This is a genomic window from Streptomyces sp. NRRL S-1022 (assembly GCF_000720135.1).
In the GTDB taxonomy this organism is placed as follows: Bacteria; Actinomycetota; Actinomycetes; order Streptomycetales; family Streptomycetaceae; genus Streptomyces.
In genome coordinates, this window is the sequence record NZ_JOIU01000012.1 from 158264 (window position 1) to 176592 (window position 18329).

Sequence of the window (18329 nt, forward strand, 5' to 3'; positions counted from 1 at the left end):
GGCCGTTCAGACCTGGGTCCGCTCCCCGACCACCTTCGCGATCTTCGCGATGGCCTCGTCGAACGGGATGCCGTTCTCCTGCGAGCCGTCGCGGTAGCGGAAGGACACCGAGCCGTTCGACATGTCCTCGTCGCCCGCGATGACCATGAAGGGGACCTTCTGCTTCTGGGCGTTGCGGATCTTCTTCTGCATGCGGTCCGAGGAGGAGTCCACCTCGACGCGCAGGCCCTGCTTCCTGGCCGCCGCCGCGAACTTCCCCAGGTACTCCACGTGCGCGTCGCCGATCGGGATGCCGATCGCCTGGACGGGGGCCAGCCACGCCGGGAAGGCGCCCGCGTAGTGCTCCAGCAGGACGGCGAAGAAGCGCTCGATGGAACCGAACAGCGCGCGGTGGATCATGACCGGGCGCTGCTTGGAGCCGTCCGGGCCGGTGTACTCCAGGTTGAACCGCTCGGGCAGGTTGAAGTCGAGCTGGATGGTCGACATCTGCCAGGTACGGCCGATGGCGTCCTTGGCCTGGACGGAGATCTTCGGGCCGTAGAAGGCGGCGCCGCCCGGGTCGGGCACGAGGGGCAGGCCCTGCTTCTCGGCGACCTGGCGCAGGGTCTCGGTCGCCTCCTCCCAGACCTCGTCGGTGCCGACGAACTTCTCCGGGTCCTTGGTGGACAGCTCCAGGTAGAAGTCGGTCAGACCGTAGTCGCGCAGCAGGTTCAGCACGAAGGTGAGCGTCTTGTCCAGCTCGTCGGACATCTGCTCACGGGTGCAGTAGATGTGCGCGTCGTCCTGGGTGAAGCCGCGGGCGCGGGTCAGGCCGTGCACGACGCCCGACTTCTCGTACCGGTACACGGTCCCGAACTCGAAGAGGCGCAGCGGAAGTTCGCGGTAGGAGCGGCCGCGCGCGTCGAAGATCAGGTTGTGCATCGGGCAGTTCATGGGCTTGAGGTAGTAGTCCACGCCCTCGTCGAGCTGCATGGGCGGGTACATGCCGTCGGCGTACCAGTCCAGGTGGCCCGAGGTCTCGAAGAGCTTCCCCTTCGTCGCGTGCGGGGTGTAGACGAACTCGTAGCCCTCCTCCTCGTGCCGGCGGCGCGAGTAGTCCTCCATCACGCGGCGGACGATGCCGCCCTTGGGGTGGAAGACCGCCAGCCCGGAGCCGATCTGCTCCGGGATGGAGAACAGGTCCAGCTCGGAGCCGAGCTTGCGGTGGTCGCGCTTCTCGGCCTCGGCGAGGAAGTCCAGGTACGCCTTCAGCTCGTCCTTGGACGGCCAGGCGGTGCCGTAGATGCGCTGGAGCATCGGGTTCTTCTCGCTGCCGCGCCAGTAGGCGGCCGCGTTGCGCATCAGCTTGAACGCCGGGATGAGGCGGGTGGAGGGCAGGTGCGGACCGCGGCACAGGTCCTTCCAGCACAGCTCGCCGGTCTTGGCGTCCAGGTTGTCGTAGATCGTCAGCTCACCGGCGCCGACCTCGACGTCCGCGCCGTCGTCGCTGGACGCGGAGCCCTTGAGGCCGATCAGCTCCAGCTTGTACGGCTCGCCCGCCAGCTCCTCGCGGGCGGCCTCGTCGGTGACGACACGGCGGGCGAACTTCTGCCCGCGCTTCTGGATCTCCTGCATCTTCTTCTCGATGGCCTTGAGATCCTCGGGCGTGAACGGCTTCTCGACGTCGAAGTCGTAGTAGAAGCCGTCCTTGACGGGCGGGCCGATGCCCAGCTTGGCCTCGGGGAACAGCTCCTGCACGGCCTGCGCCATGACGTGCGCGGTGGAGTGGCGCAGGATGTTCAGGCCGTCCTCGGAGCTGATCTCGACGCCTTCGACCTCGTCGCCGTCGGACAGCTCGTACGCGAGGTCCTTCAGCTCGCCGCCCACGCGTGCGGCGATGATCGAGCGCTCGCCCGCGAAGAGGTCGGCGGCCGTAGTGCCCGTCGTCACCACGCGTTCTTCCCGCTCGGAATCGCGTTGGATGATCACACGGACGTCTGACACCGGTCTCTCCTGACTGAAGGTGGGTGCGGCGCCATACCAGGAGCGCGCGCAGAGGCGATCGTACCGACCCGACGGCGCCGACCGCGAAACGGTTACCCTCGGTCGCCCTCTGCTCACTCGCCTCTCACCTCCCTTCACTCCTCCCCGCAGGCCTCCTCGAAGAAGTCGAGGTTCTCCTGGAGGGACTTCATCAGCCGCTCCCGCTCGCCCTCGTCCACCTGCACGGGTACGACACCGGAGGCGCCGGTGAGCCTGCGGAAGCCGCCCCGGCTCTCCAGCCGGCCGTGCACACGGACGGGCAGCCCGACGAGGTGGGCGTGGCCGGCGATGCGGTAGTCCTCCTCGTCCAGGGTGACGCGCAGGTGCGGTACGTCGGCGCCGGCGAGGACGCGCAGGCGGACGGTGCCCTCGCCGCCGGGCCCGGAGCGGCGCATGCGGACCACGGCGCCGGTGACCCGGACCGGGACGGAGGGTTCCGCGCGCAGGTAGCGGGCGGCGGCCTCGCGCAGCGCGGGCAGGTCGCCCGGGGAGAACTCGACGGGTTCGGCGGAGGGGGCGCAGCCCTCGGGAACGCCGGCGCCGGGTGCCCAGGCGACGGCGATGCGGGCGCCCTCGGTGCCGCGGACGAGCACGCCGAGCGCCTCGGTCAGCTCGCGGCTGACGCCGGCCTCGACAGCTCCGTCGAAGGCGTCCATGCCGCCGGTGGCCCGCCGGTAGTCGATGGCCTCGCGGGCGGCGTGCAGGGCCTGGTGGAGGCGGACGGCGAGGGGGCGGCCGGTGGGCACGGGCACGAAGGCGGTGAGGGTGCGGCCCTCGGCGGCGGGGCCGACGAGGACGTCCGCGAGGAGGGCGGCGGCGGGACGGCGGTGGCGGGCGCCGTGGTAGCCGGCACGCGCGCGGGTGGCGAGCGCGGCGGCGAGCAGCGTCTGCCGGGCGGCGGCGCGCAGCCGGCCGTCGGCGTCCCAGGGGGCGGCGCCGGCGGGTCCGGCCGGGGTGTCACGCCACCAGCGGATCTCGTCGCTGGGGACGGCGAGGGAGATCAGCACCTCGCGCGCGGCGGGCGTGGGGTTGCGGGTGAGCGCGTCGAGGGCCTCGCCGAGCAGGTCGTCGCTGTCGGGGAAGGCCCGGTTCTCGGGGACGAGCAGGCTGGTCCCGGCGCCGCCCGGGCCCGGCGGGGTCCAGCGGCCGTAGCGTCCGGCCGCTCCGCCGCGCCGCTGCCAGCCGTGCCGGCGCAGCAGGGCGCCGAGGACGGCCGGGTCGACATCGGCGGGCCGGGGCGGCCGGTTCCAGGGCAGGTCGCCGGGGTGCGACCGGAGCCGCCCCACCGGCTCCTCGTAGGGACGGTTCGTCATGGTCTGCCTCCCGTCCCGACCCGCGTCATGATCTCGCAGAGGGCCCGGTCGTCGAAGATGCGCGAGGTGGGTATCCGCACGGTGGTCCGGTGCCGGCCGGTGACGGGGTGGCCGGCGAGGTTGGTCCAGTAGCAGCAGTGCCTCAGGTCGAGCCGGTCGTGGCCGGCGCGCAGCCAGTCGTCCTGGGAGCGCGGGACGAGCATCACGACCAGGATCTTGTGCACCGAGACGGGGGTCCGGGCGAGTTTGCGCAGGTGGTCGTTGTCGAGGGTGAAGGAGAAGGTGCTCCCCGGCGGGTTGGGCGCGATCTGGTAGGTGGCCTTCAGCTGCACCTTGACGGTGACCTCGTCGTCGACGGTGTGTCCGGGCGCGCTGTGGCTGACGTGCCAGTCGATGCCGTTGTCCGGGAAGGGCTGGGACAGCGAGCAGCCGGCCGCGGCGGCGACCGCGTGCAGATAGCCGACCTGCAGTGTCTCCATGCAGGCGGTGGTGGCGAGCGTGCCGCGGTGGGTGTCCGGACGTTCGGGCAGCAGCCCGCCCCGCTCGGGCTGCGCAATGGCCATGGCCAACAGCCTTCCCCGACAGGTGATTCCCTGCTGCGGGCCGCTGAACTGCAAAGACCCGTATACCTGTTGTCTCCGTCCGGCGTACGGCGCAAACGGCCCGGGTATCACCAAACGGGCAGAAGACGGTACGTCACCTGCCGTGGGTGAGCGAGGAGTTGGGTTGGATGACGACCTGGTACGAGGGGCCGCTGGCCGCCTTCGACACGGAGACGACGGGCGTGGACGTCGAGACCGACCGGATCGTGTCGGCCGCCGTCGTCGTCCAGGACGCGCCGGGCACCCGGCCCCGGGTCAGCCGGTGGCTGGTGAACCCGGGTGTGCCGGTGCCGGAGGCGGCGACGGCGGTGCACGGGCTGACGGAGGAGCACCTGCAGCACAACGGGCGCTGGCCGGCTCCGGTGATGTACGAGATAGCCGAGCAGCTGGCCGAGCACGCGGCGCTGGGCCGGCCGCTGGTGGTGATGAACGCGCCGTTCGATCTGACGTTGCTGGACCGGGAGTTGCGCCGGCACCGGGCGTCGGCGCTGGACCGCTGGTTCGAGCCGGCGCCGCTCAGGGTGCTGGACCCGCGGGTGCTGGACAAGCATCTGGACCGGTACCGCAAGGGCCGGCGCACGCTGACCGATCTGTGCGAGCACTACGGCGTGACGCTGGCGGACGCGCACGACGCGGCCGCGGACGCGCTGGCCGCGCTGGATGTCGTACGGGCGGTGGGCCGGCGGTTCGCGGCCCGGCTGGAGCGGCTGTCCCCCGCCGAGCTGCACGCGCTGCAGGCGAACTGGCACGCGGCGCAAGCGCGGGGCCTTCAGGCGTGGTTCGCGCGCAGCGGCTCGGAGGAGATCGTGAGCACGGAGTGGCCGCTCAGGCCGGAGCTGCCGGCGGCCGCGTGAAGCCCTCGGCGGCATGAAGAAGGCCGGTCCGCTGCTGCGGACCGGCCTTTCCCGGTGGGCGATACTGGGTTCGAACCAGTGACCTCTTCGGTGTGAACGAAGCGCTCTCCCACTGAGCTAATCGCCCGGGAACGCACTGAACAATACAGGTCCCGGCGGGGTTCCTTCAAACCGCTTCGAGCCGGCGCAGCAGTCCGCGCCGGCCGGCCCGCATCATCAGGCGGTGGTTGAGGCGGAAGACCGGCCGTCCGGGTACGGCGAGCCGCCTGAGCAGGGGCTTGCGTACGCGGACGTCCTGGTCGTACCGGGCGAGCGTGCCGGGGCCGCCGGGGGTGACCGTCCAGCGTGCCCAGCCGTCGAGGTCGCCGGACAGGGTGACCTCCAGGACGCCGGCGGCGGGGTCGCGGCGGGTCTCCCGCACGGTGGAGGTGAGGCGGTACGGCAGCGCGGACCGGATGGTGATCACGCCGGTGCCGTCGTCCCGGCGGGCCACCGCCCGTACCTGCGGCCACCAGCGGGGATAGTCCTCGGCCCGCTCCAGCGCCGCGTAGACGGCGGCCGGCGGGGCGGGCAGGGGCCACAGGCTGCGGAAGCGGTAGTGGTTCCAGTCCATGGGACCAGTGTGGCGCGAACCGGTGCATGAACCTGAGTACGCGTACTCATGCGGCGGATCGTGGCCGGCGTCACTCTGGGGGCGCGAGCGCCGCCGCCCGTGCGACGGCGCTCCCCCGGTCCCGGTCAGGCCGGCATCCTGTCGCCGAGGAGGGCCAGGTTCTCGATGGCGGCGAGGCCGTAGAGGGCGGTGTCGTTGGTGGACACCCAGGCCGCCTCGCTGCCGGCGACGAGCGTGGCCGGTCCGGTCAGCTTCTCGGTCTTCCACGGGGAGGACTCGGTGTAGCCGTCGGAGCCGTAGAACTTGGCCCAGGCCCGCTTGGCGAGCGCGGCGTCCCCGGTCTGCACGGCGGCATAGGCGTCCAGACGCGAGTGGCCCTGGAAGAGCAGCAGGGTGCCGAAGTCCGAGCCGTAGCGTGCCGCCTGCTCCGCCTTGGTGGCGTTGAAGTAGCGGCAGTAGTCCAGGTATGCCTCCTTGAAGTCCGGCATGTCGACCAGGTGGACGAGTTCGGCGCACAGTTCGTTGAGGCCGAAGACCGCGGAGAGGTGGGAGACGGAGACGGCCGGCTTGTCGGCGACGGCGAACTTCCCGGTGTCGAGGTCGTACAGCCCGCTGCCCTGGACGAAGCCGTTGGGCTGGGCGGCGATGCCCTCCATGGTGGACAGCACGCGCGCCTTGGCCTTCTGCCACTTGGGGCCCCTGCGCTCCCACTCGGTCAGCCAGGCCGACACCAGGCCGCTCCAGTCGGTGCCGAAGCCGATGGACAGGGCGTGCCGGTCGGGTGTGTAGGGATCGGTGCGGACCTTGCGCTGGGGGTCGAGGACGAGGAAGGTCTCGTCGGAGTCGACGTTGGCGTGCATGAGGTCGCCCACGCGTTCGTCGGCGGTGAGGAAGTAGTAGAAGCGCCGGTACGTCGTGTTGGCGATGCGCTGCTGCTTGGCGCTGTCGGCGAAGTGCTGCACGCCGTGCCGGGTGCCGAGGCCCGCCCACTCGCCGAGGTGGTAGACGTCGACCTCGCCGGTGTGCCGGGTCATCGCCTCGGCGAACCGGAAGATGTCGGACCGGCCGCTTCTGAGGTACGCGTACCAGAGCCACAGGTCGGGCGACAGCTCGGAGTTGTCCCAGGCGTAGCCGCCGATGTCGTACCGCCACACGTGCCGGGCGGAGTCGTAGGTGTGCATGATGTCGCCGTAGTCCCAGAAGCCGTACCAGCGGCGCGTCTCCACCTGGTCCTTGTAGTAGGTGAAGAGGAAGTCGAGGTGGTCCTCGATCTTCGCCTTGGCCGGGGTGGAGCGGTCCGGCTCGGAGTACAGGCCGGGACCGAAGACCTTGGCCTTGATGAGCTGCCGGGGCGGGGCGGCGAGCTGGGGCAGCACCCGGACGGCCTGGGCCTGCCCGGCGAGGGTCTCGGCGGCCGGGGTGGAGTCGTTGGCCCAGAAGAGCAGTTCGGAGGTGCGGGCGATCCCGTAGGGGGTGCCGAACCCGGGCTCGTAGTCCTCATAGGTGATGTTGAGGCCTTCGAGCTGTTCGGCGTAGGTGTCCTGGCCCATGCCGTCGTGGTAGAAGCGCAGGTCCATGGGCTGGGCCTCGGGCGACCAGAGCCAGAGGGTGACGGTGGCCTCGTCGGTGTGGGCGTCGCGGATGTCGATCTGGGCGGGGAACTTCTCCCAGAAGTCCCTCAGGCCGAAGGAGAGGCCGCCGCTCGCGCCGCCGACGTAGCCGAAACCGGAGGCGCGCCGGCCGCCGCCGGCGGCGATCCAGCCGTGGCCCTTCTTGGTGCGCTTGCGGACGGTGAAGCCGTCGGCGGAGAGCTGGGCGAGGGTGTAGTCGCCCCAGTGCGGGATGTACGGGAGGCGGGTGGTGACCCGCTGGTCCCAGGTGGCCGGGTCGGGCAGCTTCCTGCCCTCGTACTGGGCGGCCTGGACGGCCGCGCCCGGGTCGCGGCGCAGGCCGGTGATGCCCTGGACGGCCTCGCGGAGCAGGCCGGTGCCCTCGCCGCCGAGGCGGACGTGCCGGTCGTAGGCCGCGTCGCGCAGGGGCACGCCGAAGCGGACGCCGAGGCCGCGGATGAAGTCGCCGGAGGCCTTGCCGGGTTCCTGGGTGCCGTCGTAGGTGAGGGTGTGCACCATGCGGAAGGAGTCGGAGCCGGCGTAGAAGTACAGGCGGAGGGAGAACGGCAGCCGGCCGCGGTCGCCCTTGCGGTGCTTGCCGTCGATGCGGACGACGGCCCGGACCGGCCCGTCCTGTTCGACGGTGACCTCGGAGATCACGCCGTCGAACCGCTCGGTCTTGACGGTGCCCTGGTCCCCGTCCTCGATCTCGGGCTGCCGGATGAGGACGAGCCTGCCGTTCCTGGCGATCTCGGCCGAGCCGCGGGTGACGGACTTGATCAGCGTGGACCCGTTCTTGCCGATCTTCGCGGTGATGACGCCGGTGGAGACGTCGACGGTGCCGCCGCCGCGGTCGACGGTCACCTTCCTGGCGGGCTCGGCGGGTGTGCCCGCCGTGAGCGTGAGCTTGCCGCCGCCGCTGCCCGGACCGACGGCGTGGGCGGTCCACTTGAGGGAGCCGTCGGGCCAGTAGGCGAGCGGCCAGGTCTGGACGGGGACGGCCTTGCCGCCGGCGTCCGTGACGGCGAAGGTCTGGTCCTCCTGGTGGGCGCCCATCGGCCAGGGCACGCCGAGGGTGGCCCCGGGGGCGGCGCCGAGGCCGCCGTCCTCCAGCCAGTCGAGGGTGACCGGGTCGGCGCCGTCGGTGGCGGCGCCGGGTGCGGCCTCGGCGCTCCGGGTGCCGAGGGCCCAGCTGAACCGGGCGGCGGCTCCGGCGACGGCGGCGGCCTTGAGGAGGGACCTGCGGGGGATGGGAGACATGAGCGGTGCGGCCTTCCTTCCGTACGGGTTCTGTCAGGGACATGACAGAAAGAGGTGCGGCGCCCGGGGCGCCGGGCTCGTGTGACGGGGCGCCGCCGGTTCAGCGGCGCCCGTAGCGCTCCTCGACGGCGACGGCCGCCGCGGCGACGGCTCCCAGCACGGGGACCGCCAGCGGAGCGATGAGGAGGGCGGAGCAGCAGGTCAGCACGGCTCCGCCGACGAGCAGGAAGGATCCGGCGGGGTCCTGGACGGTACGGCGGCCCGCGCCGGCGAGCAGCGCCCGCCAGCGCTCCCCCGGCGCCCAGACCGCCGCCGCCCGCAGTCCGGCCACGGCGAGCCCGATCAGCGCGAGCAGTCCCACGGCCCCGGCCGGCGGGCCGCCGGGCAGCCCGGCCCGCACGGCCCGGACGTCCACCCAGGCGAGCAGCACGATGATCCACCCGGCGACCCCGACCGCCCAGCCCCCGCGCAGCGCGGAGCGGAAGTCGGCGGTGAACTCCCGCAGGCCGCCGCCCTGGTGGGCCGTGCGCCGGCGCAGGTGCCGGGCGCCGGCGGCGAACGCGGCCGGGCAGGTGACGACGCCGAGGGAGGCGACCGCGATCCACACCCCGGTCAGCAGGCACTCGGCGAAGAGCCCGAACCGCTCGGCGAGCAGCGGTTCCCGGCGCTGCCTCACCCGTGCTGGGGACATCGTTCAGCCCTTCAGTCCGGAGGTCGCCATGCCGTCGATGAGATAGCGCTGGAAGGCGAGGAAGAACAGCAGCACGGGCAGCAGCGCGACGAGCGACATGGCGATCATGCCGCCGTAGTTGGCGGCCACGCCGTCGGAGTCGCGGAACATCATCAGGCCCAGGGAGACGGTGTACTTGCCGGGCTCGTTGAGGTAGATCAGCGGGCCCATGAAGTCGTTCCAGGCGTTGATGAAGGTGAAGATGGCGCTGGTGATGAGCGCGGGCCGGCACAGCGGCAGCACGATCGACCAGTAGATGCGCAGGTGCCCGCAGCCGTCGAGACGGGCCGCCTCGTCCAGTTCGCGGGGCAGGTTCCGCATGAACTGCACCATGAGGAAGACGAAGAACGCCTCCGTGGCGAGGTACTTGCCAAGCAGCAGCGGCACGTAGGTGTTGACCAGGCCCAGCTTCTGGAACATCACGTACTGCGGGATCAGCAGCACGTGGTACGGCAGCAGGAGCGTGCCGATCATCAGGGAGAACAGCAGGTTGCGCCCGGCGAACCTGATGCGCGCGAAGGCGTACGCGGTGAGCGAGCAGGAGACCAGGACGCCGACGACCGCCCCGGCCGCGTAGACGAGCGAGTTCTGGAAGAACGTCCAGATCGAGATGTCCGCGATGCCGTCGGCGAGTCCCTTGAAGTTGGACAGGATCGGGTGGGACGGGACCAGCGTGAGGCTGTTGACGATGTCCCTGCTCGGCTTGAACGAGGCACCGATCACCCAGACGACCGGGTAGAGGATGACGGCCAGGATCAGCAGCGCGCCGAGGTGCCAGCCGAGCGAGCCGGTGCGCTTGCGGGCGAGTCCGCCGCCGAGCGGTTCGGGGGTGGTCGCGCTCATCGGGCGTCCTCCTCGTAGTGCACCCACTTCTTCTGGGACCAGAAGAGGACGGCCGTCACCAGGGCCACGGCGAGCAGCAGCATCCAGGCCATGGCGGAGGCGAAGCCCATCTGGGAGTTCTTGAAGCCCTGCTGGTAGAGGTAGCAGGTGTAGACGAGCGTGGCGTCGGCCGGTCCGCAGTAGGTGTTGGAGACGACGTACGCCGAGCCGAAGATCTGGAAGGAGTGGATGGTCTCCAGCAGGACGTTGAAGAAGAGCACCGGGGAGATCATCGGCAGGGTGATGCTCCAGAACCTGCGGAAGGGTCCGGCGCCGTCCATCTCGGCCGCCTCGTACAGCTCCCTCGGCACCTGCTTGAGCCCGGCCAGGAAGATCACCATGGGCGCGCCGAACTGCCAGACGGTCAGCGCGACCAGGCAGTACAGCACCCAGTCGGCGTTGCCGACCCAGCCGCCGACGTGGAAGCCGAGGAAGCTCTGCGTACGGTCCACGACGGCGCCGTCGGAGAACAGCGACCGCCACACGAAGCCGACCGAGACGCTCGCCCCGATGAGCGAGGGGGCGTAGAAGGCGGCCCGGTAGAAGGCCTGGCCGCGGCGGCTCTGCGCGAGCAGCAGGGCGACGCCCAGCGCGAGCAGCAGCTTCAGCGGGGTGCCGATGACGACGTACGTGGCCGTCACCTCCACCGACTTCTGCCAGCGCGGGTCGTCGAACATCCGGGTGAAGTTGTCGAACCCGACCCACTTCGGGGCGGTGAACAGGTTGTAGTCGGTGAACGCGAAGTACAGCGAGGCGATCATCGGGCCCGCGGTCAGCAGCAGGAAACCGGCGACCCACGGGGACATGAAGAGGTAGCCGGCGAGGTTCTCCCGCCGTCGGCCCGGCCGCCCCGTCCTGCCGGTGGCGGCCGGGCGAGCGGTGCGGGTCGCGGGCACGGAGTCCTTGACGAGCGTCACGGCGGTTCCCCTCACGCCTGGAAGGCGCTCTCGGCCTCGGTGAAGAACTGCTTCACCGCGTCCGTGACCTTGGTCTTGCCCTGTCCGAGGTCGCCGCCGAGGCGCAGGAAGGCGGCCTCGATGGTGTCGGCGCCGGAGGGGTGCGGGGTGATGGTGCCGAGGACGCCGGACTTGGCGGTGTCCTCCTCGTACTGCGCGATCTCCTTGTTGATCCCGTCGGCCGGCCGGTAGGCCTCGTACTGCTCGGTGCCGGCGAGGATGCCCCGGTCGTAGCCCATGATCTTGCCGACCCGGGGGTCGTGGACCATGAAGTCGATGAACTGGGCGACCTCCTCGGGGTGGGAGGTGCGGGCGGAGGCGCTCAGCATCAGGGAGGCGAGGTACTGGCCGGTGTGCTTGCCGTCGGTGGTGGGGATCGGCGCAAGGCCGTACTCGCTGTCGCCCTCGGCCGAGTAGCGGACCGTGAAGTTGTCCCAGGTGAACTCCGAGGCGCCGTGACCGGCGGAGAGGGAGGACTTGGGCTGGTCCTGGGAGACGACCTTCGGGTCGGTGACGATGCCGGCCTTGACGCGGTTGTAGCCGTCGGTCCACCACTCCGTCAGGTCGCCCTGGTCGAAGCCGAGTCCGTCGTCGGTGAAGAACGCCTTGCCGTTCTGCCGGAGGTAGAGGTCGTACAGGTACATGATGGCGAAGTAGCCGGTGTCCCCGGGGACCTTCGTCCTGTCGTGGATGGTCTTCAGTGCCTTGAAGTACTCGTCCCAGGTCCAGCCCGGCCGCGGCTCGACGCCCGCCCTCCGGAAGACCTTCTTGTCGATGACGAGCGCCATGGTGTTGGAGCCGACGGGAACGCCCAGCTGCTTGCCGTCGACCTCGCCGACCTTCGTGACGCCCGCACGGAAGTGGTCCAGGCTCAGATTTCCGGCCTGAACCTGGGGCTTCAGGTCGAGGAGAATTCCGCGCTTGTCGTATTTCCTAAGGAAAGTGACGGCGTTTTGGAAAACGTCCGGGGGATTTCCGCCGGCCGCCTGCGTCTGGAACTTCTCCCAGAAGGATTGGTACGTCTGGAAGTCCGTCTTGACCTTGATCTTCGGGAACTTCTCCTCGAAGAGCGCGATGGACCGGTTGATCTTCTTGGCCCGCTCCTCGGCACCCCACCATGAATAACGGATCGTCACCGTTCCGTTCCCGGAACCGCTTTCACCCCCGCAGCCGGTCGTCGCGGCGAGCCCGAGCGTGGCCGCCGAGGCCCCCGCAGCCTTCAGGATCGTACGCCTGTCAAGATTCCTGGTTCCCACAGTCGGGCCCTCCCCGCGGTGCCGTCGCCGCGCCATGAATCGTTTCAAGTAAGCGCTTGCTGGCACAAGGTACGGAGGGGTCCGGGGTGCGTCAATGATTCGGACAGGATTTTCTTGCGGGGCGCCCGGGCGACGGACCGGCCTGCCGACCGTTCCCCCTGGTCGGAGGGGCCGCGACCGACAGGCCGAACAGGCCGAATACGCCGAACGGGCCGAACAGCCCGAGCAGGCGGACAGGCGAACCGGCCGGACAGGGCGTCACGCCGGCAGGGACGCCAGCCGGCTGGACGGGATCGGTTCGTCTCCTCCGGGCGTTCCGGCTGGACGAAGTGCCCGCAACCGACCAGGGCACGCGAGCCGCGCAGGCTCCGGCAACGGGGCCGGCGCAGCCTTCGTGGCGTGGGCCGGCCAGGCGCGGAGGGGTGCGTCCCGCACCTCCCGGCGAGGGCTGCGTGACCACGACGCGGATGTGGCCGGGGTGGGGCGGAGGTGGTGGTGGGGTGCGGGGGCGGGCGGAGGCCTGGGGTGCATGGGGGCCGGGGCGAGCGGCAGGAGGCTACGAACCGGGGCAGGGCCGGCGGGGGCCTGCGGACGGACGCGGATCCGGCGACTTCCCGGGGGCTCGGCGGCCTGTTGCCTCCTCGGTGGCCGGACCGGCGACCTGCTCGGCCGGTGCCAGGCGTTTCTCGTCGCGCTCGGCGTCTTCGCGCCGGCCCTCGCTGCCCGGTGGGCCCGGGATGGCGGCTGATGGGGCCGGAGGCGTGCCCGGTGCGGGTGGGCGGGCCTACTCGGGTGACAGGGCGCCCAGAGGGGCGCGGAGGGGCGTAGAGGCCGCGTGGGCGAGGGCCGGGTACGCGTGGGGTCCGGCGGTGAGGCGAGTGCTGCGCCGCGGCGGGCGGGCTGTCGGGCGGGTGTGCCGTCGGGGGCCTTGGGAGCTCCATCGACGGAGTGCGGCCTCACGCCTCGCCGGGCCGCCTCCAGGGCCACACGCATGCTGAGGCACCACAGTCCGGCGGTCCCTCCCGGGACCGAACCGGAAGGCCCCGGCGCCCGGAACCGCTGGTGAGGCTCGGTGCGGGAGGGACCGGCCGGGGGCCTCAGGCGATGATCCGGTGGGTGGCCGGGAGGCACCGAGGGGGGTGCCGGTTCGGCAGCAAGGCGGCCGGGCGGGACGCGGTGGCGCCCGGCCGCCCCACCGGTCCGGGTGACAGGCGGGTGGGTACTCGGCGGCCGCCGAGCCGGACCATGCACCTCCCGGCGAGGATCCACTGCGCCATGCCGACCACCCTGCCGTCGCGGGTCGTCGCGTCGGGAACGTGGGCGTTCAGCGGGAACGACTTCAACATGTCGAGGCGGCGGCCCTCGTCGCCGGGGCCGTGTCCGCCGGCGAACTCGCAGGCGGACACGCAGGCGGAGAGGGCGAGCAGGCCGGTGCGGGCGAGGGGGCCGGGTCTGCCCCATCCGCAGCCGTAGCCTCGCTCGCACGACGACGGCCCACCTGCTGATCGCAGATGGGCCGTCGGTCCGGGTGGGCGATACTGGGTTCGAACCAGTGACCTCTTCGGTGTGAACGAAGCGCTCTCCCACTGAGCTAATCGCCCGGACGCAGGAAGAACATTACCCCATGTCAGGCGGTGCTTCCGACCAGGGCCGGGCGGCGCGAGCCCCCGGCCCCGCGGGCCGCGTCACTGGTCCTTGATCTTCCAGGGCATGACGAGGCCGAACTTCCACAGGTAGATCCCGACGAGGACGCCGATGATCACCAGCCCGATCGCGGTCAGGGTGATGTTGCGGCGGCGCACCCTGGGGTCGAGGGCCCGCTGGGCCGCCTCGGTGACCTTGCGCTTGGTCCAGCGGAGCACGAGCTGGGCCCAGACGAACTCGGTCGCCCAGATCGCCATGCCGCCGAAGATCACCACCCAGCCGGGTCCGGGCAGGGGCAGCATGACGATGCCCGCCCCGACCACCGCGAGGCCGACCACGAAGACGCCGACCTGCCAGCTCAGGTGCAGGAGCCGGCGGGACTTGATGAATTCCGGCGCCCGCGAGCCGAGCCCGCGCTCGGCCTCCCGGCCCGTCTCGGGTTCCTCGGTCCTCGCCTCGTCCGCTGCCACGGCGACCTCGCCCGGCTCGTCACTCCCCGTATTCATACAGACAAACCCTACCGGAGTGAATCCAGTCACCGGAATGGCGGCAGGACTGGTACGAGTTCTCGGCCGGAAGAGGTACGTAAAGACACGCAAAACCCTCAGAGGGGTTTACAACGGCACCGTAGGTGGCATGTCGATTTCGCCGACGTGCGAATCCCCGAGCGCACACTGAGCGAAAGGCCCTGGCGCTTATGAACACCACGGTCAGCTGCGAGCTGCACCTGCGCCTCGTTGTGTCGAGCGAGTCCTCCCTGCCTGTCCCCGCAGGCCTGCGGTACGACACGGCCGACCCCTACGCCGTGCACGCCACCTTCCACACCGGAGCCGAAGAGACCGTCGAGTGGGTGTTCGCCCGCGACCTCCTGGCCGAGGGGCTTCACCGGCCCACCGGCACCGGCGACGTCCGCGTCTGGCCGTCGCGCAGTCATGGTCAGGGCGTCGTCTGCATCGCCCTCAGCTCCCCGGAGGGGGAGGCGCTGCTGGAGGCCCCTGCGCGGGCCCTGGAGTCCTTCCTGAAGCGGACGGACGCCGCCGTGCCGCCCGGCACGGAACACCGGCACTTCGATCTGGATCAGGAGCTGTCGCACATTCTGGCGGAGAGCTAGGTCGCCGCCCTTCGAAGCAGCCCGGCGCCGTCCACTCGGGGAGACGGCTCGGGCCAGGACAACCGCCTACGGCGCAGCTCCACGCCGTCACCGTGAGTGCTCACGGAGACGGCGTCGAGCTGCGCCGTCCCACTGCGCCGACTGACGGGCGTCCGCCGCCGGGTGACGGACGCCTGCCGGAGCGCGTCCGTGACGGGTGGGCCGGGGAGCGGTCGGCCCGACGCGCGAGCGGGACGCCGGGGTGGGCTCCGGGCGTGGGGCCCGGGAACCGCCGGCGGTTCCGTGGCGTTCTCCCGGCAAGTGAGGTCGGTCGCGGACGGGTGCGGCGGGCGCTGTTGTCGCTACCATCGGCCAGCATCGGCGGGCGCCCGCCCGACCCCCAGGCCAGGGAGCGAACTGTGCTGATCACCCACGACACCCGGTGCGCCCTCGACACCGTGGTGGATCTGGTGAACACCGCGCCGGAAGACGACGCGGAGGCGGACGGACTGTCCGATGTCCCGGCTCTCGCGGATTTCGTGCGAAGCCACAAGATGAGCGACGTCGGTGTGCTGTCCGAGTTCGACCTCTCGGCCGTCCGCCGGGTCCGGGGACGGTTCGCTGCGATCTTCGCGGCCCCGGACCCCCGGTCCGCCGCCATGATGATCAACGAGCTGGTCGCCGCGGCGGGCACCACGCCCCGCCTGACGGACCACGACGGCTACGACTGGCATGTGCACTACTTCGCGCCGGGCGCCTCGGTGGCCGACCACCTCGCCGCCGACTGCGGGATGGCGCTCGCCTTCTTCGTGGTGGCCGGCGAGCAGGAACGGCTGCGGCGCTGCGAGGCCCCGGACTGCCGGCGCGCCTTCGTGGACCTGTCGCGCAACCGCTCGCGCCGCTACTGCGACAGCCGCACCTGCGGGAACCGGCTGCACGTCGCCGCGTACCGGGCCCGGCGCAAGGAAGCGGCGGGCTGAGGCGGCGGCGCTCGTCCGGAGCGGCGGCGCTCGTCCGGAGCGACAGCGCTCGCCTGGGTGCGACGTCGGTCCCGGCGGGTGGCGCCGGGACGGACGTGTACGGCTCACAGCAACAGCAGGTCGTGCAGCGCAGCCATGAGGATCAGGCACCCGATCACCGCCAGGAAGATCATCAGCGGTGGCTGGGAAAGGGCGAAGAGGCACCCGCGCGGCTTGTCCTTCGGCGGCGCGGCCTCGCTCTGTGACGTGTCCAGCATCTCGTCGCAGATCATGACGCACCCGGCACCCCGTCCGCGATCAACGCACAGGGATCTTGCGCTAGTTCGCCGAATACCGTGAGGTCTCGTCCGGCTGGTGAACGATTCCGGACGCCTACGGACCCACTGTGTCGTTTCAGTCAGTCATGTGACTGTCATATGCCGTGCTTCTTGAGGATGGCCTCGATGTCGCTGAAGTCCTCGGCCGGGTCGGTCCCCCGGGACGAGGCCGCCCGCGGGGCGGCTGCGGGACGGGCCGCCGTCCCGCCGAGGGACGGGGCCGGGGCGGCGGGCGCCACCGCGTCCCGCCCGGCCGCCCTGTCCCCCGCACCGGCGCCGGCCCGCCGGCGCTCCACGGCACGGGTGCCGGCGAACAGCAGCCAGGCCGCGCCCAGCACCCCGAAGCCCGCCCAGGCGGTGGGGCTCAGGGCGGTGTCGGCGAGCCAGCCGACGACTCCGGTCATCACCAGACCGACCGGCACCAGCGAGTAGGCCGCGAGGCGGGCCGCCGCCAGGAAACGCCTGCGGTAGGCCGTGACCACTGCGATACCCAGGCCCGCCGCGGACACGGCGGAGCAGACTGTCTCGGCAATCATCCGGTCCTCCTGGCGGGCGGGCTCGATCTCGTCGCTTCCATCGTGCACCGCCGACGCCCCGCGATGCCATGATCCGGCCGGACATCAGGGACATCTCCGGGTCGTCTCGGGGCCCTCGCCACCCGCCCCGGGCTCCGGCGCCCGCGAGATCCCGATTGGGTCCGCCCGCGTCCGGCCTGGAAGACTGGTGGGCATGAGCGACACCTCTCCCGCACGCACCGATGCCCTCGTCCTCGACGTCTGGTGCGAGCTGCAGTGCCCCGACTGCCGCACCGCCCTGGACGACGTCCGCGCCCTGCGCGCCCGCTACGGCGACCGGCTGGAGCTGCGGCTGCGGCACTTCCCGCTGGAGAAGCACAAGCACGCCTTCGCCGCCGCGCAGGCCGTCGAGGAGGCGCTGGAACAGGGCAACGGCTGGCCGTACGTGGAGGCCGTGCTGGAGCGGGTCGAGGAGCTGGACCGGGCGGGCGAACCCTTCCTGGTCGAGGTGGCCCGCGAACTCGGCCTGGACGCCGAGGAGTTCGACACCGCGCTGATCGACGGCCGGCACATCCTGATCGTGGACGCCGACCAGGCCGAGGGCAAGGCGATCGGGGTGACGGGCACCCCGACGTACGTCATCGGGGGCGAGCGCCTCGACGGCGGCAAGAGCCAGGAGGGGCTGCGCGCGCGCATCGAGGAGATCGCGGACCGCCTGCTGGCCGGCCAGGGCGACCGGCAGGCCTGAGGACGCGACCGGCAGGCCTGAGGACGCGACCGGCAGGCCTGAGGACGCGGCCGGCCGGCCTGAGGGTGCGGCCGGCCGGCCTGAGGACGAGACGGGCCGGCTGCCTCACAGCAGGGGCTTGGTCAGCGAGTGGGTCACCGCCTCGTACCCGAGTGAGGTGTAGAGCCGCTCGGCCGGGGTGTTGCCCGCGAACACGTTGAGGCCGAGCACCGGGCGGCCGGCCTCGATCGCCTGGCGTTCCGCCAGCAGCATGAGCGTACGGCCGTGCCCGCGTCCGCGGTGGGCCGCGCCGGTCTCCACGTCGAACACGTACGCCCGGGTCTCCTCCAAGGCCAGCCACAGGGTGCCCACCGGGCCGCCCGCGTGCTCCAGCACGCTGAAGAGCATGCCGTCGGTGGCGAGCCCGTCCGGCAGCAGCCGGGCGTGGTCGTTGCGGGCCTTGGCACGGGCCGCGGTCTCGGACAGGCCCCGCTCGGTCCAGGAGCGCGCGTACCGCTCGCTCTCCTTCTCCTGCCAGGTGTCGAACTCGGCCGGAGTCATGGGCCGTGCCCGGCTGTCCGCCGGCAGCGCGGGCGGTGTGCCGCCGAGGTGTTTCTCCATGCCGCGGTTGCGCACGGTGTAGCCGAGGGCGCCGAACAGGCGCAGCGCGGCGGCCGCGGCGGTGGGCACCACGGTCTCCATCTGGACACAGCCCCAGCCGCGGGCCACCTCCTCCGCGGCGAGCGCGGCGACGGTGCCCCGGCCGCGCCGCCGGTCCGGCTCGGCGATCGTGAGGTCGATGACGCGGGCCACCGAGTCGCCGAGCGACGGGGAGGTGCCGAGGTGCACCTCGCCGACGGGACGGCTGTTCACGCAGACCGCGTAGCGGCGGGAACGGGTTCCGTCGGGGTGCTGCTGGAGCGGCTCGGCCGGCCGCAGGGTCGTGGTCATCACAGGT

18 protein-coding genes and 2 tRNA genes are annotated in these 18329 nt (G+C 71.6%); 4 read left to right on the forward strand and 16 right to left on the reverse strand.

Annotation, left to right across the window (positions count from 1 at the left end; genetic code table 11):
• Positions 1–6: 6 nt before the first annotated feature.
• The 3 genes from thrS to IG05_RS0118480 form a co-directional block, all read right to left on the reverse strand.
• Complete coding sequence (gene thrS / locus IG05_RS0118470; protein ID WP_030343901.1) at positions 7–1983, reverse strand: threonine--tRNA ligase; 1977 nt, start codon at positions 1981–1983, stop codon at positions 7–9.
• 134 nt (positions 1984–2117) lie between these two features.
• On the reverse strand, positions 2118–3335 hold the full coding sequence (locus tag IG05_RS0118475) for a hypothetical protein (RefSeq protein ID WP_030343902.1): 1218 nt from the start codon (positions 3333–3335) through the stop codon (positions 2118–2120).
• The gene (locus IG05_RS0118480; RefSeq protein WP_030343903.1) at positions 3332–3898 is read right to left on the reverse strand and encodes a DUF4365 domain-containing protein; all 567 of its coding nucleotides are present in this window, start codon (positions 3896–3898) and stop codon (positions 3332–3334) included. The genes IG05_RS0118475 and IG05_RS0118480 overlap by 4 nt, the downstream gene beginning before the upstream one ends.
• A gap of 167 nt (positions 3899–4065) precedes the next feature.
• Between IG05_RS0118480 and IG05_RS0118485 the strand changes: the two genes are divergently transcribed.
• Positions 4066–4791, forward strand: coding sequence for a 3'-5' exonuclease (locus IG05_RS0118485; RefSeq protein ID WP_030343904.1), 726 nt, complete (start codon positions 4066–4068; stop codon positions 4789–4791).
• Positions 4792–4846: 55 nt separating this feature from the next.
• On the opposite strand, the gene IG05_RS0118490 is transcribed toward IG05_RS0118485, so the two are convergent.
• The 10 genes from IG05_RS0118490 to IG05_RS0118535 all read right to left on the reverse strand — a co-directional run bounded on the left by IG05_RS0118490 (position 4847) and on the right by IG05_RS0118535 (position 14248).
• Positions 4847–4918 (reverse strand) — tRNA-Val (locus IG05_RS0118490).
• Between the two features lie 39 nt (positions 4919–4957).
• On the reverse strand, positions 4958–5404 hold the full coding sequence (locus IG05_RS0118495) for an SRPBCC family protein (RefSeq protein WP_030343906.1): 447 nt from the start codon (positions 5402–5404) through the stop codon (positions 4958–4960).
• A 125-nt stretch (positions 5405–5529) separates the two neighbouring features.
• A complete protein-coding gene (locus tag IG05_RS0118500) occupies positions 5530–8274 on the reverse strand; it encodes a hypothetical protein (RefSeq protein ID WP_030343909.1) in 2745 nt (914 codons plus the stop codon).
• Between the two features lie 100 nt (positions 8275–8374).
• Positions 8375–8965 carry a hypothetical protein gene (locus IG05_RS0118505; protein WP_030343911.1) on the reverse strand — a complete coding sequence of 197 codons (591 nt, stop codon included), beginning with the start codon at positions 8963–8965 and terminating at the stop codon, positions 8375–8377.
• Between the two features lie 3 nt (positions 8966–8968).
• Positions 8969–9847, reverse strand: coding sequence for a carbohydrate ABC transporter permease (locus IG05_RS0118510; protein ID WP_030343912.1), 879 nt, complete (start codon positions 9845–9847; stop codon positions 8969–8971).
• Positions 9844–10803 carry a carbohydrate ABC transporter permease gene (locus tag IG05_RS0118515; RefSeq protein WP_030343914.1) on the reverse strand — a complete coding sequence of 320 codons (960 nt, stop codon included), beginning with the start codon at positions 10801–10803 and terminating at the stop codon, positions 9844–9846. Before IG05_RS0118515 ends, IG05_RS0118510 begins: the two co-directional genes overlap by 4 nt.
• 11 nt (positions 10804–10814) lie before the next feature.
• Positions 10815–12098 (reverse strand): ABC transporter substrate-binding protein, encoded by a 1284-nt coding sequence (locus IG05_RS0118520; RefSeq protein WP_030343916.1) that lies wholly within the window; start codon positions 12096–12098, stop codon positions 10815–10817.
• Positions 12099–13195: 1097 nt separating this feature from the next.
• Positions 13196–13504 carry a hypothetical protein gene (locus IG05_RS49365; protein WP_030343918.1) on the reverse strand — a complete coding sequence of 103 codons (309 nt, stop codon included), beginning with the start codon at positions 13502–13504 and terminating at the stop codon, positions 13196–13198.
• A 123-nt stretch (positions 13505–13627) separates the two neighbouring features.
• Positions 13628–13699: transfer RNA gene (locus IG05_RS0118530), tRNA-Val, on the reverse strand.
• 84 nt (positions 13700–13783) lie between these two features.
• A complete protein-coding gene (locus IG05_RS0118535) occupies positions 13784–14248 on the reverse strand; it encodes a TIGR02611 family protein (RefSeq protein ID WP_030343924.1) in 465 nt (154 codons plus the stop codon).
• A gap of 191 nt (positions 14249–14439) precedes the next feature.
• Between IG05_RS0118535 and IG05_RS0118540 the strand changes: the two genes are divergently transcribed.
• Both IG05_RS0118540 and IG05_RS0118545 read left to right on the forward strand, forming a co-directional pair.
• Positions 14440–14853, forward strand: coding sequence for an SsgA family sporulation/cell division regulator (locus tag IG05_RS0118540; RefSeq protein ID WP_004002642.1), 414 nt, complete (start codon positions 14440–14442; stop codon positions 14851–14853).
• Between the two features lie 398 nt (positions 14854–15251).
• A complete protein-coding gene (locus tag IG05_RS0118545) occupies positions 15252–15812 on the forward strand; it encodes a CGNR zinc finger domain-containing protein (RefSeq protein WP_030343925.1) in 561 nt (186 codons plus the stop codon).
• A gap of 104 nt (positions 15813–15916) precedes the next feature.
• On the opposite strand, the gene IG05_RS47870 is transcribed toward IG05_RS0118545, so the two are convergent.
• Positions 15917–16084 (reverse strand): hypothetical protein, encoded by a 168-nt coding sequence (locus IG05_RS47870; RefSeq protein WP_158838957.1) that lies wholly within the window; start codon positions 16082–16084, stop codon positions 15917–15919.
• Positions 16085–16224: 140 nt separating this feature from the next.
• Entirely contained in the window at positions 16225–16665 is a 441-nt protein-coding gene (locus tag IG05_RS0118555) for a hypothetical protein (RefSeq protein ID WP_030343927.1), read from the reverse strand.
• Positions 16666–16858: 193 nt separating this feature from the next.
• Here IG05_RS0118555 and IG05_RS0118560 point away from each other — a divergent pair, with 193 nt between their 5' ends.
• Positions 16859–17392, forward strand: coding sequence for a DsbA family protein (locus IG05_RS0118560; protein WP_030343929.1), 534 nt, complete (start codon positions 16859–16861; stop codon positions 17390–17392).
• 105 nt (positions 17393–17497) lie between these two features.
• Here the strand turns inward: IG05_RS0118560 and IG05_RS0118565 are convergent, their stop codons facing one another.
• On the reverse strand, positions 17498–18322 hold the full coding sequence (locus IG05_RS0118565; RefSeq protein ID WP_030343930.1) for a GNAT family N-acetyltransferase: 825 nt from the start codon (positions 18320–18322) through the stop codon (positions 17498–17500).
• Positions 18323–18329: the final 7 nt, after the last annotated feature.

Bases quoted from the DNA above. Each gene is read 5' to 3' on its own strand.
- IG05_RS0118475 (WP_030343902.1), bottom strand. From the start codon at position 3,335: ATGACGAACCGTCCCTACGAGGAGCCGGTGGGGCGGCTCCGGTCGCAC.
- IG05_RS0118480 (WP_030343903.1), bottom strand. From the start codon at position 3,898: ATGGCCATTGCGCAGCCCGAGCGGGGCGGGCTGCTGCCCGAACGTCCG.
- IG05_RS0118485 (WP_030343904.1), top strand. From the start codon at position 4,066: ATGACGACCTGGTACGAGGGGCCGCTGGCCGCCTTCGACACGGAGACG.
- IG05_RS0118495 (WP_030343906.1), bottom strand. From the start codon at position 5,404: ATGGACTGGAACCACTACCGCTTCCGCAGCCTGTGGCCCCTGCCCGCC.
- IG05_RS0118500 (WP_030343909.1), bottom strand. From the start codon at position 8,274: ATGTCTCCCATCCCCCGCAGGTCCCTCCTCAAGGCCGCCGCCGTCGCC.
- IG05_RS0118505 (WP_030343911.1), bottom strand. From the start codon at position 8,965: ATGTCCCCAGCACGGGTGAGGCAGCGCCGGGAACCGCTGCTCGCCGAG.
- IG05_RS0118510 (WP_030343912.1), bottom strand. From the start codon at position 9,847: ATGAGCGCGACCACCCCCGAACCGCTCGGCGGCGGACTCGCCCGCAAG.
- IG05_RS0118535 (WP_030343924.1), bottom strand. From the start codon at position 14,248: ATGAATACGGGGAGTGACGAGCCGGGCGAGGTCGCCGTGGCAGCGGAC.
- IG05_RS0118540 (WP_004002642.1), top strand. From the start codon at position 14,440: ATGAACACCACGGTCAGCTGCGAGCTGCACCTGCGCCTCGTTGTGTCG.
- IG05_RS47870 (WP_158838957.1), bottom strand. From the start codon at position 16,084: ATGATCTGCGACGAGATGCTGGACACGTCACAGAGCGAGGCCGCGCCG.
- IG05_RS0118555 (WP_030343927.1), bottom strand. From the start codon at position 16,665: ATGATTGCCGAGACAGTCTGCTCCGCCGTGTCCGCGGCGGGCCTGGGT.
- IG05_RS0118560 (WP_030343929.1), top strand. From the start codon at position 16,859: ATGAGCGACACCTCTCCCGCACGCACCGATGCCCTCGTCCTCGACGTC.
- IG05_RS0118565 (WP_030343930.1), bottom strand. From the start codon at position 18,322: ATGACCACGACCCTGCGGCCGGCCGAGCCGCTCCAGCAGCACCCCGAC.